Annotated in this window: 7 protein-coding genes and 22 tRNA genes; 27 read left to right on the top strand and 2 right to left on the bottom strand. The window is 48.2% G+C overall.

Annotation, left to right across the window (positions count from 1 at the left end; genetic code table 11):
- Positions 1–91 precede the first annotated feature (91 nt).
- Positions 92–691 carry a nitroreductase family protein gene (locus Q3F21_RS24335; protein WP_340258728.1) on the top strand — a complete coding sequence of 200 codons (600 nt, stop codon included), beginning with the start codon at positions 92–94 and terminating at the stop codon, positions 689–691.
- Positions 688–1,185, top strand: coding sequence for a tRNA adenosine(34) deaminase TadA (gene tadA / locus Q3F21_RS24330; RefSeq protein ID WP_340258726.1), 498 nt, complete (start codon positions 688–690; stop codon positions 1,183–1,185). The genes Q3F21_RS24335 and tadA overlap by 4 nt, the downstream gene beginning before the upstream one ends.
- On the opposite strand, the gene Q3F21_RS24325 is transcribed toward tadA, so the two are convergent.
- A complete protein-coding gene (locus Q3F21_RS24325) occupies positions 1,176–1,916 on the bottom strand; it encodes a pseudouridine synthase (RefSeq protein ID WP_340258724.1) in 741 nt (246 codons plus the stop codon). The two genes, tadA and Q3F21_RS24325, sit on opposite strands and share 10 nt — an antisense overlap.
- 142 nt (positions 1,917–2,058) lie before the next feature.
- Between Q3F21_RS24325 and Q3F21_RS24320 the strand changes: the two genes are divergently transcribed.
- The 3 genes from Q3F21_RS24320 to Q3F21_RS24310 all read left to right on the top strand — a co-directional run bounded on the left by Q3F21_RS24320 (position 2,059) and on the right by Q3F21_RS24310 (position 9,977).
- Positions 2,059–2,147 (top strand) — tRNA-Ser (locus Q3F21_RS24320).
- 279 nt (positions 2,148–2,426) lie between these two features.
- Positions 2,427–3,551, top strand: a complete 1,125-nt coding sequence (locus Q3F21_RS24315; RefSeq protein WP_340258722.1) for a response regulator — start codon at positions 2,427–2,429, stop codon at positions 3,549–3,551.
- A gap of 414 nt (positions 3,552–3,965) precedes the next feature.
- A complete protein-coding gene (locus Q3F21_RS24310) occupies positions 3,966–9,977 on the top strand; it encodes an S-layer homology domain-containing protein (protein WP_340258720.1) in 6,012 nt (2,003 codons plus the stop codon).
- Between the two features lie 185 nt (positions 9,978–10,162).
- Here Q3F21_RS24310 and Q3F21_RS24305 read toward each other — a convergent pair whose 3' ends face one another.
- Positions 10,163–10,648 carry a DinB family protein gene (locus tag Q3F21_RS24305; protein WP_340258718.1) on the bottom strand — a complete coding sequence of 162 codons (486 nt, stop codon included), beginning with the start codon at positions 10,646–10,648 and terminating at the stop codon, positions 10,163–10,165.
- A 148-nt stretch (positions 10,649–10,796) separates the two neighbouring features.
- Here Q3F21_RS24305 and Q3F21_RS24300 point away from each other — a divergent pair, with 148 nt between their 5' ends.
- The 22 genes from Q3F21_RS24300 to Q3F21_RS24195 all read left to right on the top strand — a co-directional run bounded on the left by Q3F21_RS24300 (position 10,797) and on the right by Q3F21_RS24195 (position 14,525).
- On the top strand, positions 10,797–11,756 hold the full coding sequence (locus tag Q3F21_RS24300; RefSeq protein WP_340258716.1) for a helix-turn-helix transcriptional regulator: 960 nt from the start codon (positions 10,797–10,799) through the stop codon (positions 11,754–11,756).
- A gap of 257 nt (positions 11,757–12,013) precedes the next feature.
- Positions 12,014–12,106: transfer RNA gene (locus tag Q3F21_RS24295), tRNA-Ser, on the top strand.
- Positions 12,107–12,110: 4 nt separating this feature from the next.
- Positions 12,111–12,184 (top strand) — tRNA-Glu (locus Q3F21_RS24290).
- 83 nt (positions 12,185–12,267) lie between these two features.
- A tRNA-Val gene (locus tag Q3F21_RS24285) sits at positions 12,268–12,343 on the top strand.
- Between the two features lie 180 nt (positions 12,344–12,523).
- Positions 12,524–12,600 (top strand) — tRNA-Met (locus tag Q3F21_RS24280).
- Between the two features lie 60 nt (positions 12,601–12,660).
- A tRNA-Asp gene (locus Q3F21_RS24275) sits at positions 12,661–12,737 on the top strand.
- Positions 12,738–12,920: 183 nt separating this feature from the next.
- A tRNA-Phe gene (locus tag Q3F21_RS24270) sits at positions 12,921–12,996 on the top strand.
- Between the two features lie 18 nt (positions 12,997–13,014).
- Positions 13,015–13,090, top strand: a tRNA-Thr gene (locus tag Q3F21_RS24265).
- Between the two features lie 6 nt (positions 13,091–13,096).
- Positions 13,097–13,181: transfer RNA gene (locus Q3F21_RS24260), tRNA-Tyr, on the top strand.
- A gap of 9 nt (positions 13,182–13,190) precedes the next feature.
- Positions 13,191–13,266: transfer RNA gene (locus Q3F21_RS24255), tRNA-Lys, on the top strand.
- 24 nt (positions 13,267–13,290) lie between these two features.
- Positions 13,291–13,377: transfer RNA gene (locus tag Q3F21_RS24250), tRNA-Leu, on the top strand.
- Positions 13,378–13,387: 10 nt separating this feature from the next.
- Positions 13,388–13,463: transfer RNA gene (locus Q3F21_RS24245), tRNA-Gly, on the top strand.
- Positions 13,464–13,615: 152 nt separating this feature from the next.
- Positions 13,616–13,692: transfer RNA gene (locus Q3F21_RS24240), tRNA-Arg, on the top strand.
- Between the two features lie 14 nt (positions 13,693–13,706).
- Positions 13,707–13,783 (top strand) — tRNA-Pro (locus Q3F21_RS24235).
- A gap of 16 nt (positions 13,784–13,799) precedes the next feature.
- A tRNA-Leu gene (locus Q3F21_RS24230) sits at positions 13,800–13,882 on the top strand.
- Positions 13,883–13,889: 7 nt separating this feature from the next.
- Positions 13,890–13,963, top strand: a tRNA-Gly gene (locus tag Q3F21_RS24225).
- Between the two features lie 9 nt (positions 13,964–13,972).
- Positions 13,973–14,061 (top strand) — tRNA-Ser (locus Q3F21_RS24220).
- 31 nt (positions 14,062–14,092) lie between these two features.
- A tRNA-Met gene (locus Q3F21_RS24215) sits at positions 14,093–14,169 on the top strand.
- 1 nt (position 14,170) lies between these two features.
- Positions 14,171–14,244 (top strand) — tRNA-Trp (locus Q3F21_RS24210).
- Positions 14,245–14,273: 29 nt separating this feature from the next.
- Positions 14,274–14,349, top strand: a tRNA-His gene (locus Q3F21_RS24205).
- Positions 14,350–14,356: 7 nt separating this feature from the next.
- Positions 14,357–14,431 (top strand) — tRNA-Arg (locus Q3F21_RS24200).
- 9 nt (positions 14,432–14,440) lie between these two features.
- Positions 14,441–14,525: transfer RNA gene (locus Q3F21_RS24195), tRNA-Leu, on the top strand.
- Positions 14,526–14,843 lie beyond the last annotated feature (318 nt).

Here is a 14,843-nt window from a genome sequence, read left to right as displayed (position 1 = left end):
TACACTGTTAATGTATGTAATCATACGGAGAGTATGTGAGTGAGGATGACCAAACTGTCAGCGGTATAAAAATGCAATGGAGGGATAGGCAATGACGAAATCTTATCTGCCTGGGGTTGCGGAAAACCGAAAAGCCGCATATGAGATTGACCCTGTTTTCCTCAACAGGTGGTCACCGCGGTCTTTCAAGGAAGAGCCGGTACCGGATGACGTTTTATTCAGCTTGTTTGAGGCGGCGCGCTGGGCGCCATCGGGAAGCAATGAACAGCCATGGAGATTTATTATTGCCCGAACGCCGGAAGACAAACAACGCTTTTATCCATTTATTGCAGACGGGAACCGCATTTGGTGCGAAAAGGCTCCAGTACTAGCTCTCGTCCTGTCCAAGACTGTAAACGGACGGGGTGATTTCAATCGCGCCCATGCTTTTGATGCGGGTGCAGCCTGGGGCTACTTGGCGCTGCAGGCGACCAAACAAGGGCTGATTACTCACGCGATGGGCGGCTTTGACCCGGAAAAAGCGAGAGCGGCATTGGGCGTGCCGGATGACTATGAGCTTCACGCCGTTATCGCCATCGGCTATCAGGGGGAAAAAGAAGCGCTGCCTGAGCAGCTGCAGGAGCGGGAAAAGCCGTCCGGCCGCCGGGAGCTTGTGCAAACCGTTTTCGAAGGAGTATTTGAAGAAAAGTGACGGAAGAGCTGAACATACACGAAGGCGATCATGAGAAATACATGAGAGCCGCCATGCAGGAAGCGGAAAAAGCGGCGGCGCTGGGGGAGGTGCCGATTGGAGCGGTCATCGTGCGCAATGGAGAAATTGTCGGACGCGGCTTTAATTTGCGCGAGACACAAAAGGATCCGACGCTCCATGCCGAGATGATCGCGATCCGGGAGGCGAGCGCCCGCCTGGGAGGATGGCGGCTCATCGGATGCACATTGTACGTCACGCTGGAGCCGTGCCCGATGTGTGCGGGAGCGATTGTCCAAAGCCGGATGGAGCAGGTCGTGTACGGAGCCAAGGACCCCAAAGCGGGCTGCGCGGGGACCTTGATGAACCTCCTCGACGAGCAAAGATTCAACCATCAGGTTCCTGTTATCGAAGGGGTACTGGCAGAAGAATGCGGCCAAATGCTCAAGGACTTTTTCCGTGGATTGCGCAAAAAAAGGGGGCTCCCTCAAGATTGAGCGGGCCCCTCTTTCTGTGTATATCCTTGCAGGAATTCCATTTCCTGCTCGGTTAATTCCCGGTACTCGCCTGGCTTGAGCGACTCGTCCAAGCGGATGGGTCCCATGCGGGTGCGCTGCAGGTAAATAACCTCCAGGTCAAAGGCGGCAAACATCCGTTTCACCTGATGGAATTTGCCCTCCATGATCGTGACGCGGATTTCGGAGATTTCCCCGGAGGAAAGAATTTCCAGCTTGGCGGGAAGCGTCGTAAAATCCTCCAGCTCCACTCCGCGGGCGAATTCCTGGACATGGGTCTCGGTCACGCGTCCTTGGATGCGAGCGAAGTACTCCTTGTCTACTTTCTTTTTCGGCGAGAGCAGATTGTGCGAGAGCTGCCCGTCGTTGGTAAGCAGCAATAGCCCTTCTGTATCGATGTCCAGACGGCCAACCGGGAAAACCTTGATGGCCCATTCGTACGGAAGCAGATCGACGACCGTCTCATGCAGATTGTCTTCCGTCGCGGATACGACGCCCGGGGGCTTGTTCAGCATGATGTAGAGCCAGCGCTTGTAGTTGATGGGTTCGCCGTCTACGATGATTTCCTGTTCCTCCGGTACGACATGCATGCCGGGATCGGTCGCTACGGTGCCGTCGACGACAACGAGCTTTTGTTTGACCAATTGCTTGACTTCCTTGCGGGTACCAATGCCCATGTTGGCCAGTACCTTATCTAAACGTTCCCGCTTCATGCGAATTCCCCGTTTCTGTTCGTGATCAACCGTGCTTTTCTTATATTGGCCTAATGACCACGGCAAATCAAGGGGTGCCAATGATTTACTCTTGCGCTTCAAAAAAAATTCTGCTATATTTATTTTTGTTTCCTGACATAGTGGAGAGATACCCAAGTGGTCATAAGGGGACGCACTCGAAATGCGTTAGGCGTCGTGAGGCGTGCGTGGGTTCGAATCCCACTCTCTCCGCCTTATCTTACAAGTAGAATCGATCAGTGGATCGATCGCATAGATTGTAGTAGATAGCATAAAATGGTCATAATGGCCGTTTTATGCTTTTTATTTTTTACGGCTGCAAATAAACAAAACTGCTTCTGGTGGCCCGTTTGTAAAAATATGGTTGGAAATAAAATTCCAACAATGGTAGAGTCAACTATTGAAGAAGTAGAATTTGGACGGTTTTGTTTACAGGTTTTTTCAAATGCAAGCCTGTTTCTTCAACCAAGTCCATGATGATAGGTGAGCATTGTGAAAGCGATCTTGATAGACGATGAGCCAATGGCATTACACTTCTTGGAGCGGCAATTGTCTGGCATTGAGGATTTGCAAATCGTGGGCAAGTTCCGGGATCCGTTTGTGGGCAAACAGGCAGTAGAAACAAGTGACGTTGATCTTGTATTTCTGGACATACAAATCCCTGAATTGAACGGAATGAAGTTAGCCGAACAGTTGCTCGCATGCAAACCCGGGCTTCACATTGTGTTCGTGACTGCGCACGACGATTACGCGATTCGGGCCTTCGAGCTTAACGCTCTGGACTATGTTTTAAAACCGGTTGTCCGGGAGCGACTGCTCAACACCGTTCAACGCATCCGTTCCGAAGCTCCCGCCAGGAACATTCCGCAGGCGGAGATCTTGAAAATGAGCTTGTTCCAACAAGTTGCGATTGCCGATGGAGAGGGCCAACCTCTGGAGCTTCGGTGGCGTACGACCAAGGTGCAGCAGTTGTTTTTGTACTTGGTTCAATATCGAGGACAGATTGTCCCAAAAACTGCGCTGGTTGACTTGCTATGGAGCGACCTTGAACCGGGCAAGGCCCTTCAACAGTTGTATACTGCTGTTTACTATATCCGCAAAACATTGGGGCCGTATGAAAAACACTTTACAATCAGCAGCACATCAGAAGGGTATCTGATGAAACTGGAACATGTCCAACTGGACGTAGATCAGTTTGATAAGTTTATTCAATCGGAAGTAGCAATACGTGAAGATACGATTCAGGATTATGAATCGGCACTAGGATTGGTGAAGGGAGATTATTTGCAGGAGCATGATTACGTTTGGGCGGAAAGTGAGCGTCAACGGCTGCAAGCGTATTGGGTTCAACTCTCTTTGCAAGTAGTCAATTGGTATTATTCGAATCATCAGATGGAAAAAGCACTGGTGCGCTGTCTGGACATCTGTCACCGCTTTCCACTGGAGGAAGAAGCCAACCTGCTGCTCATGAAAATATTTGCTGCCCAGGGCAAGCATGTTGCTGTCCATCAACAATACAATCGAATCAAGGAATTGCTGCAGGCGGAATTGCAGGAGCAGCCAAGCCCGTTTCTTGGGGAATGGTACGAGCAGTGGAAAGAGGATAACAAGGAGTGAATCTGAAAAGGTTCACTCTTTGTTTGTTTTGTTTGTACTGATAAGGATTTACACTTTTTTCGGAAATTTTCCGCATTTTCTCACAGGTTTTATCGAATTGTGAAGAAGTTTGTAGAGTTTTTGTGGAGGCTGATTTGCTAACATCTGGTTCATTGTGGCTGCAAAGATAATTGCGGCAGGGAATATCTTACATGACGGAGGCGATCAAAAATTGGGCCCTTTTCATCTAAATAAGCCATGCAGGAATGGTGTGACAAGCTGAAGCGGGCGGAAGGAGTGGAGAGAGGTTGTTTTTGTTGTCGGCAGCTATTTCATGGTAGGTTGCCGACAAAGCACGGGGAGTGAGCAACGCAGCTCCTGCCGGCGTAAGACGGATGTAATGGAGGTATAAAATGAACAGGAGGATGAGAAAGCATGTTTGTTCGAAGTAGCAATTTTTACTGGAAGAAGCAGCTTATTATGTTGCTTGTGCTTGTTGTCATAGCAAGCGGCTTCCCTGCTGCGTTCGCGCCGAAAGTAGCGAAGGCGGAAGGAGTCAATTCAGCTCCTGGTGGGGTAGAAACAGGGTTGATTTCATGGGTTGACGTGGAAAACAGCATGGAAGACAAGGGAAAAGTAGCGGAGATTTCCTCTAAAACAATGAATGACCTAAGAGGGAGTCGGCTGTGGAAGGGAACTGGTAAATATTTGGCCAGTGCTTTAAACTTTAACGCTGGAATTGAAGTTCCTAAGACTGGGCTGTTTACTACATCGGCATCTTCATTTAACCAAGCTGATTCTGAGCGAGAAGTATTTTCTGTTCAGGCTAATAACGGGATTGAAAATAATAGGTTCCCGTGGGAATTTGGTACAGGGCAAGCGGGGAAAATCTTTTCTTCCTATGGGCCTGATAAGATTATAACGATGTTCGGCAGAAATGCTTTGGTGGAAACCGAAGCAGGCATTGATTTGAAAAATGCCACCATGATGAATATCTGGAGCGCATCAAATGACTGGAGACTTTCACTTAATGGTGTACAGAAAAGCAGTCTAGTTTCTAACGATCCTAAATTTACTGCGAATACTTCGAGTGCAAACTACTACATCGGAGCAGGACATGAAAGTGTCTTTGATGGAAAAATTTCAGAAGTCATTCTCTACAACAGGAAATTGGAGCTTGTAGAACGTCAAAAAGTTAACAGCTACCTCGCACTGAAGTACGGTTTGACACTGAAAGATGAAAATGGTAACCCGACGGATTATATCGCGAGTGACAGCACAGATGGCACTGATGGTACAAAGATGTGGACAGCGAACAAGAACGTTGGATACGGCAATCGCATTACAGGCATTGGACTCGATAAAGCTGGCAACCTGAATCAAAAGCAGTCGAAGTCGCAGGAACCTGGTGCGAATGTAACGATTGCAGTAGGAAATGCGATTCAAGAGACGAATGGCTTGAATACCAACGAAATTGCAAACGATAAATCATTCTTTGTTTTTAGTGATACTGGTGGAGACGCCAAGTTTGTGGCTCCAACAACGAAAGATGCAGAAAATCTAAAACGTATTGAACGCATCTATAAAGTAGAGAAAACGAATTGGCAAGATACAGAGATTACGCTGCAAGTAGACAAAGTAGAAGGCGCTTCTGAATGGCCTTTGTATCTGGTTGTGAGTACTGATGAGCAATTCGATCAGAACGATACATTCCATCCACTAACAGACGGCAAAGCAACGTTTAATAGTGCTGAATTTGCTGATGGACGTTATTTTACAATTGCCGCAGCAGTACCTGTACCAACAGCTGCTACAATTGAACAAACAGTGGCTGATGGCAATAAAATCACGGTGACGTTTGACCGAGGAGTGGCGTTAACCGATTCAACTGGATTTGCAATTACAGTTGATGGTACACCGATAGCGAATGGCGATCTCATTTTCAAAGTTGACGAAAACGATGCTACAAAGCTAGTGATCACCTTGCCAGCAGGTACGGATGTTACCGATAAAACAGTAAACATTGCCTATGATGGCTCGGGTAACTTAAAAGGTACAAATGGTGTTCCAGTGGGTCAATTTGACAAAAATGGAACAACTCCCGCTGGGAAAGCAACGCCAGGCGGGGTGAGTGAAGGCTTACTCTCTTGGGTTGATGTAGAACGCAGTGCTGTACTTTCGGGGAAAAAAATCGATCAATTAACAGACTTGGCAGATGGCGGAGCATGGATGCCTAGCGGTACTGCCAATGACAACGTGCCTAACGCTCTAAATTTTAATGGCGGAATCCAAATTGACGCTACCAAAGGGTACTACACTCGCTCTTCCAATGATTTTAATAATGCTGTTTCGGCTCGGGAACTATTCTCCGTCCAGGCAAGTGACGATTATAGAGGATTTCCATGGGAGTTTGGAGGAAAATATAGTACTCCAGTTGTTTATGGAGCCTCAAATGGAAAAGCTATAAGCACCTATTTTGGTAGAAACGAAGGCAGCTTGAGCGTAAATGTCGGTGACTATCAATTAAAAAATGGAGCGATGTTAAACATCTGGAGTGCACCAAGTGATTGGGCGCTTTCACTAAACGGTAAAATACTACAGACCCAAAACACTAATACTCCCAACTTTGCATCTCCTATAACAAGCGGAAGTAAATCTTATTATTTTGGTGCAGGTCATATGAGTCGCTTTTACGGGAAAATGTCTGAAACGATCCTTTATAACCGTAAATTGACTGAGGAAGACCGAAACAAAGTCAATAGCTACCTTGCTTTAAAATACGGATTGACATTGAAAGATGAAAATAATGCTCCGATTGATTATGTTGCCAGCGATGGCACAACAATGTGGACAGCTGGCAACAACACTGGCTACGGCAACCACATAACAGGTATTGGTCTTGATGAAGCCGGTGCTTTGTATCAAAAGCAATCGAAATCTCAGGTTGACGGCGCCAATGTCACGATTGCACTTGGAAACGAAATAAAAGAGACGAATGGCTTGAATACCAATACGATTGCAAACGATAAATCATTCTTTGTCTTTAGCGATAATGGTAAAGACGCTAAGTTTGCGGCTCCAACAACAAAAGATGCAGAAAATCTAAAACGTATAGAACGCACCTATAAAGTAGAGAAAACGAATTGGCAAGATACGGAGATTACGCTGCAAGTAGACAAAGTAGAAGGCGCTTCTGAGTGGCCATTGTATCTGGTTGTGAGTGCAGATGAGCAATTCGATCAGAACGATGCATTCCATCCACTAACAGATGGCAAAGTAACGCTTAACAGTGCGGAATTTGCTAATGGCGATCATTTCACGATTGCCGCAGCTGTACCCGTACCAACAGGCGCCACAATTGAGCAAACAATAGCGGATGGCAATAAAATCACGCTGACGTTTGATCGAGGGGTGCAGGTAACCGATCTAACTGGATTTACAATCACAGTTGATGGTACACCTGTAGCGAATGGTGGTCTAACTTTCAAAGTTGACGAAAACGATGCTACAAAGCTGGTGATTACCTTGCCAGCAGGTACGGATGTTACCGATAAAACAGTAAACATTTCCTATGATGGCTTGGGTAACTTAAAAGGCACAAACGGTGTTCCCGTAGATTCATTTACCAAAAATGTGGGGGATTCTGGGGCGACACTTACCATTATTGAACCAAGTGCCGATCCAGTCACTGTAACGAAGCCAGAGATTAAAGGAACAGCTGAAGCTGGTTCTAAAGTCAAGGTAGTCATTAAAAATCAAGGTCAAGAAGTAGACGTTTCCGATGAAATTACCGTAGATGAAAACGGCAACTGGACGTTTACACCAAATAAAAACTTGACCGATGGCACATACACCATCGAAGTAACGGCTACAAAAGATGGAAAAATAACTACAAAGACAAAAGACATCAATGTGGTTATTCCGGTACCGACTGTAGAGGTCACAAAACCAGAAGGTAAAGTCACTACCAGCAAGCCAGAGTTTTCCGGTACAGCGACACCGGGTGCAACGGTAACGGTAAAAATTTCAGATGACATTATGCTAACGACAACAGCAGATGAGAATGGCAACTGGAGTGTAACGCCAGATGTAGATTTGCCAGATGGCACTTACAATGTGGAAGTCACAGCGACAAAAGACGGCAAGTCAGCCAAAGTGACAAAGTCTATTACAGTAGATACAGCACCAACAGTACCTTCTGTCGATAAAACAGCACTTCAAGCCAAAAAGGAACAAATCAAATCCGAGAATCTCAAGGCTGAAGATTACACAAGCGAGAGCTGGGAAAAACTGCAAAAGGCATTGCAAAATGCGGATGCGGTTCTGGCAGATCCAAATGCAACCCAAGAAGAAGTAGATGAAGCACTCTCGACGTTGACAAAGGCTAGGGAAGGTTTGAAAAAACCAGGCACGCCTACGCCTACAGTCGATAAATCGAAGCTGCAAGCGAAAGTAGATCAAATCAATGACGAGAATCTGAAGGCCGACGACTACACAAGCGAGAGCTGGGTAGAACTGCAAAAGGCATTGCAAAATGCAGATGCGGTTCTGGCAGATCCAAATGCAACTCAAGAAGAAGTAGATGAAGCACTCTCGACGTTGACAAAGGCTAGGGAAGGTTTGAAAAAACCAGGCACGCCTACGCCTACAGTCGATAAATCGAAGCTGCAGGCGAAAGTAGATCAAATCAACGACGAGAATCTGAAGGCCGACGACTACACAAGCGAGAGCTGGGTAGAACTGCAAAAGGCATTGCAAAAAGCGGAAGCAGTGCTGGCAGATCCGAACGCAACGCAAGCAGAAGTAGACGAAGCGCTCTCCACATTGACAAAGGCTAGGGAAGGTTTGAAAAAACCAGGCACGCCTACGCCAACAGTCGATAAATCGAAGCTGCAGGCGAAAGTAGATCAAATCAACGACGAGAATCTGAAGGCCGACGACTACACGAGCGAGAGCTGGAGAGAATTGCAAAAGGCATTGCAAAAAGCGGAAGCAGTGCTGGCAGATCCGAACGCAACGCAAGCAGAAGTAGACGAAGCGCTCTCCACATTGACAAAGGCTAGAGAAGGTCTGAAAAAACCAGGCACGCCTACGCCAACAGTCGATAAATCGAAGCTGCAGGCGAAAGTAGATCAAATTAACAGCGAGAATCTGAAGGCTGAAGATTACACGAGCGAGAGCTGGGTAGAACTGCAAAAGGCATTGCAAAAAGCGGAAGCAGTGCTGGCAGATCCGAACGCAACGCAAGCAGAAGTAGACGAAGCGCTCTCCACATTGACAAAGGCTAGAGAAGGTCTGAAAAAACCAGGCACGCCTACGCCTACAGTCGATAAATCGAAGCTGCAAGCAAAAGCGGACCAAATCAAATCCGAGAATTTGAAGGCAGACGACTACACGAGCGAGAGCTGGAAAGAACTGCAAAAGGCATTGCAAAAAGCGGAAGCAGTTCTGGCAGATCCAAATGCAACCCAAAAAGAAGTAGATGAAGCGCTCTCCGCGTTGACAAAGGCCAGAGAAGGTCTGAAAAAGCCAGGCGAGCCTACAGTCGACAAGAGCAAGCTGAAAGCGAAAGTAAAAGAAATCAACGATGAAGATTTGGATGAAGATGACTACACAGGATCAAGCTGGAGAAGCTTTGAAAAAGCATTGAAGCGTGCGGAAGACGTATTGGCAGATCCGCGTGCAACGCAGAAAGAGGTAGACAATGCACTGGCTGATCTGAAAAAAGCCAGAAGAGATTTGGTTACCGTTGGAAAACGTGACAGAGACAGAGACCGGGAAAAAGACCGCGAAAAAACGAATGAAAGTCCTTTCTCCTTCTTCGGAAGTGGAGGCGGAAGCAGCTCCGGCCAGAAGTCTAGCGAGCCAGTAAAGGGCGGACAAACTGCCGACCGGACTGGCTACATGAACGGCTATCCAAGCGGCAACTTCGAGCCGAATCGCCAAGTGACCCGTGCTGAAATGGCCATGATCCTGGTAAACACGGGAATGGTCAAGACTACATCCGCAAGCGGAACGTTCTATGACGTAGCTAACCAACATTGGGCGGCAGACGCGATTAAACGGGCGAATGCAGCAGGCCTGATGAATGGATATACGAATGGCACGTTCAATCCGGGAGGCGGAATCACACGCGCGGAAATGGCGACTATTGTATACAAATACATGGGGCTGAGCGGTGATGGACTGTCGAACAATTACTTCGATGTACCGGCAGATCACTGGGCTGCCCAGATCATCGCGGCTGTAAGCAAAGCAGGCTTGATGGCAGGGTATCCGGATGGCACATTCCATCCTCAACAGACATTGACGCGGGCGGAGACCGTTACGATCATCAACCGACTGGTGAACAATTCACTGTTAAGCTCGGTAAACGGACAAAGCTGGCCGGATGTACCTCCAAGTCATTGGGCGTACAAGGATATTGAAGCAGCAACCAAAAAGTAGCGGGAGCTTTTATTTAAAAAAAGAAAGTTCCTGAATTTGTACATGGGTATGATCCCCTCATGTTTGGCAAAGGAAAAAGGCTGTATGATCGATTGTCTTGCTATTGTTGACTAGAGGGGCTTACCTTCACACAAAAACCAAAAAAGACCGGGGCATATTTTGTATGCTTCCCCGGTCTTTTTCTACTAATACAAGTCAAACATATTGACGTCGTGTCCGAGCAGCTTCAAATAAGTGAACAGCTGCCCACGGTGATGCTGGGCGTGCGTTACAATTTCAATCAGCCATTTTGCTTGCACAGAGCCGTGCTCCAGGTAAAACGGCTTCGTTTTTTTCTGTAAAAACTCCTCGTCTGACAGTCCTTGCATGTATGCTTTTAGATCGTCCAAACCAGTCGTCATTTGTTCAATCAGCTTTTCGGGATCAGAGAGTTTGGATATTTCCGCTTCCCGATGGCGGATAACTTCCTGGGGCTCCTCTTGGAGAATCAACAGATCGACAGAGGGAACAGCTGCCAGATGTTCAACCAGTTCTCTTACTGTTCTCATCTGATCGGCAGGCTTGTACTCCCATTGATCTTGTCCGATGCGGCGGATGAGATTTGAAGTCGTTCTGACGATCAGTTCCAATTCCTCAAATAACAGTCCTTTAATCTCGTTAACTCCGTTCATTTTTACTTCCTCCAATCGTGAATATTCTATGTTTTGACGCCTATGCCTGAAAAAATTCCATGCAGAGAAAGTGTAACGTATAATAGTGACAGGTTTTGTCACGATTGCGATTTTTGATGCCGAATCTGACTGGCACGGGGAGGACAGCATGCCCAAACCCAAACGGCTTATGGAACTGATGATGACAGTTAACCGCAAACGCAAGTTTACCGTAAGGGAGCTTGCTGATCAGTTTGAAGTATCGACGCGGACGATCTTGCGGGACCTGCAGGAGCTTAGCGAATTAGGCGTTCCGCTTTATTCCGAGGTAGGCCCTCATGGGGGCTATCAGGTGCTGAATGAGCGCGTGCTTCCTCCGATTGCATTTAAGGAGGAGGAGGCAGTAGCGATGTTCTTCGCCAGTCATGCCCTCCGTCACTATTCTTCTCTTCCTTTTGAGACACAGGCTGAGTCTGCCCTAAGCAAGTTTTATTTGTACATGCCCGGGGATGTCAGAGATCGCATCGACCAGATGAAAAACCGCGTTGATATCGTGGCTCCTACCCGGCAAAAACCCGCCCAGCATCTGACTATCCTCCTGGATGGGGCGATTCAGCAGAAAGTGCTTTGCATCGACTATGAATCGCGGGAAGGCGGCTCTGTCCGACATATTCAACCAGTGGGAATATACGCGCGAAACGGCTATTGGTATTGCCCGGCGTACTGCTTTCTGCGGGAAGATTTTCGTCTGTTTCGAGGAGACCGCATCCGCTCCGCCCAGTACAGTTCGGCAGATGTTGCACCGCTAGAATTGAATCATGTGCATCTGGGCAATTGGGAGGCTTTTACCCGGCAAAAACCGGAGTGGGTACGGATGCATGTGGTTTTGAGCAAAGAGGGCGTTCAGAGGTGTGAAGCGGAGTTGTGGAAAGCACCGAAACTGCACATAGGCGAGGATGGTTCCGGTGCGATCGACGGAATGATTCCGACGAGTGAAATCTCTTATTTTGCCGATTTCTTTCTCGGTCTAGGCAAGAATGCCGTAGTGAAGGAACCGGCAGAAATGGTCCAGCTGATTAGAAAAAGGCTGCAAGAGATGATAGAGATGTACGACCCCGATCTTCAATAAGGAATGTAGATGGACAGTATCAAGGCGGAAAGTCTTGTTTTCTTTGACTTTCCAGCTATTTTGTCTTGCTTTGTAGGGTTTGAATTTGTATAATGAGAAAGTTCACGTTCACATGAGCTTTAATCTTTAAATTTCGTTTAAAAAACTATTGATTTTTGACTAAAAGTATGCTAACATAGGAATTCCGTGAGGGCTTAACGAATGCGAACGAATTCACCTTGCCCCCGGTTTTGAAATCTCTTTTTTATAATAGATTTGGATGGATGTCCGAGTGGCCGAAGGAGCACGATTGGAAATCGTGTAGACGGGGATGACTCGTCTCGTGGGTTCAAATCCCACTCCATCCGCCATCATGGCCCGTTGGTGAAGCGGTTTAACACAGCAGCCTTTCACGCTGTCATACAGGGGTTCGAATCCCCTACGGGTCACCTAAAACCCAACTAGTTGTTGGGGCTCCCGCAAAGTACTCGGAATATGCTGCGAAGCATACTCGTCACTTTGTGGGGATGACGGAGGCTTAGCTCAGCTGGGAGAGCATCTGCCTTACAAGCAGAGGGTCGGCGGTTCGATCCCGTCAGCCTCCACCATATGCTTCTTTCGCAGGTATCGGTTGCGGGATCTCACCGTTCCGGTTCACCCTCGAAGAAGTTCAAAGGAGTATTGCTCGGGCACTTCAGATCTTGCTCGCTTGCGGAGAATAATCGACGCGGTGTCGCAAGTGGAAGCGATCCCGTCAGCCTCCACCATACACTTTGTTATAGTAACGTCGCGGGATGGAGCAGTCTGGCAGCTCGTCGGGCTCATAACCCGAAGGTCGCAGGTTCAAATCCTGCTCCCGCAACCAAATTTTCTGCTTGAACTACCTCGATTACTCTCGGTTCAAGTGGTGGGCGCAACCAAATATGGAGCTGTGGTGAAGTTGGAGTTCACGCCGGTCTGTCACACCGGAGGTCGCGGGTTCGAGTCCCGTCAGCTCCGCCAGTTTACTCAAGATGAAACGGGTCTCTCACCCGTAAACGGGTTTACCCTCGTAGAGTGAACAAAGAAGAATTGCACGGGTACTTCAGATCTGGCTCGCAGGAAGCCTCGCGAGGTTGAATCGCCAGTGGAAGCGAGTCCCGTCAGCTCCGCCATTTTATCCCTTTGCGGATAATAATCATCTGTGGCTCGGTAGCTCAGTCGGTAGAGCAGAGGACTGAAAATCCTCGTGTCGGCGGTTCGATTCCGTCCCGAGCCACCATGTTAAATACAACGCCATGCCGGTGTAGCTCAATTGGTAGAGCACCTGACTTGTAATCAGGGGGTTGTGGGTTCAAGTCCTATCGCCGGCACCATTTTTCGGGGAGATAGCGAAGAGGCTAAACGCGGCAGACTGTAAATCTGCTCCCTATGGGTTCGGCGGTTCGAATCCGTCTCTCCCCACCATTTTAGTGGGAGCCATTAGCTCAGTTGGTAGAGCATCTGACTTTTAATCAGAGGGTCGAAGGTTCGAGTCCTTCATGGCTCACCAGTTTTTACATTTTCATATTGACATGCGGTCGTGGCGGAATTGGCAGACGCGCTAGATTCAGGTTCTAGTGGTGGCAACACCGTGGAGGTTCAAGTCCTCTCGACCGCACCATTTCAAAAACGCGGACGTAGCTCAATTGGTAGAGCGTCGCCTTGCCAAGGCGAAGGTCGCGGGTTCGAGCCCCGTCGTCCGCTCCATGATGCGTATGCAGGTCTCTCACCCGTGCCGGGTTTGCCCTCGAGGTCATACACGAGGAATTGCTCGGGGACTTCAGATCTGGCTGCGCAAAGAAGAAATGTTCGACGAGGTATTGCCAGTGGAAGCGAGCCCCGTCGTCCGCTCCATATATGTGCCCTTAGCTCAGCTGGATAGAGCGTTTGACTACGAATCAAAAGGTCGGGAGTTCGAATCTCTCAGGGCACGCCATTTCACCACAATGTCGGGAAGTAGCTCAGCTTGGTAGAGTACTTGGCTTGGGACCAAGGGGTCGCAGGTTCGAATCCTGTCTTCCCGACCATGAAATTTCATACAATGCCGGTATGGCGGAATTGGCAGACGCGCGCGACTCAAAATCGTGAGGGAAACCGTGGGGGTTCAAGTCCCTCTACCGGCACCATTCTTATGCGGGTGTAGTTCAATGGTAGAACTCCAGCCTTCCAAGCTGGTCGCGTGGGTTCGATTCCCATCACCCGCTCCATTTTTATGCGGAGGGATACCGAAGTGGTCATAACGGGGCGGTCTTGAAAACCGTTAGGGTGCAAGCCCACGGGGGTTCGAATCCCTCTCCCTCCGCCACAAAGTTTCTTTATTTAATATAAGTTTTTATGGCGGTGTAGCTCAGCTGGCTAGAGCGTTCGGTTCATACCCGAAAGGTCGGGGGTTCGAGCCCCTCCGCCGCTACCATAGGGGCATAGTTTAACGGTAGAACGAAGGTCTCCAAAACCTTTGGTGTGGGTTCGATTCCTACTGCCCCTGCCAGACAGTTTAATGGAATACGTTTGTTTGTGGCGGTCGTGGCGAAGGGGTTAACGCACCGGATTGTGGCTCCGGCATTCGTGGGTTCGAGTCCCATCGATCGCCCCATGCATTTGAGCCTATAGCTCAGAGGATAGAGCACTGGTCTCCGGAACCAGGTGCCCAGGTTCGAGTCCTGGTAGGCTCGCCATAATTATTCGCGGTCGTGGTGGAATTGGCAGACACACCATCTTGAGGGGGTGGCGGGGCGACCCGTGCGAGTTCGAGTCTCGCCGACCGCACCAATTTCCATTAACTTCATTTGACGCAAGCTGCGAGTATGTGGTAGATTAGTATTCTGCTCATTCGCACTAATATATAGACAAGAGTTAAAACAAACTCTTGACTCGTTGAGTCGAATGTGTTAATATGAAACTCTGTCTCTCGTTAGAGGGATTGATAGAAATAGCGCGTTAAAAAAGTTGAAAATAAGCATTGACTTTTTCTGAGGGATGCGCTATGCTAGAGTAGTTGTGAAAATGCTCTTTGAAAACTGAACAGCGAAGCGTTTAACAAGTGAGTAAATCACAAGCCTAGCAATTTCTTTCTTGAAGTCAAAGATA

The sequence above is a fragment of the Brevibacillus borstelensis genome, from assembly GCF_037834415.1.
In the GTDB taxonomy this organism is placed as follows: Bacteria; Bacillota; Bacilli; order Brevibacillales; family Brevibacillaceae; genus Brevibacillus; species Brevibacillus borstelensis_A.
Note: the sequence above shows the minus strand (reverse complement) of the source record. Positions and strands in the feature narration are given on the sequence as shown.

Bases quoted from the DNA above. Each gene is read 5' to 3' on its own strand.
- Q3F21_RS24335 (WP_340258728.1), top strand. From the start codon at position 92: ATGACGAAATCTTATCTGCCTGGGGTTGCGGAAAACCGAAAAGCCGCA.
- Q3F21_RS24325 (WP_340258724.1), bottom strand. From the start codon at position 1,916: ATGAAGCGGGAACGTTTAGATAAGGTACTGGCCAACATGGGCATTGGT.
- Q3F21_RS24310 (WP_340258720.1), top strand. From the start codon at position 3,966: ATGTTTGTTCGAAGTAGCAATTTTTACTGGAAGAAGCAGCTTATTATG.
- Q3F21_RS24305 (WP_340258718.1), bottom strand. From the start codon at position 10,648: ATGAACGGAGTTAACGAGATTAAAGGACTGTTATTTGAGGAATTGGAA.
- Q3F21_RS24300 (WP_340258716.1), top strand. From the start codon at position 10,797: ATGCCCAAACCCAAACGGCTTATGGAACTGATGATGACAGTTAACCGC.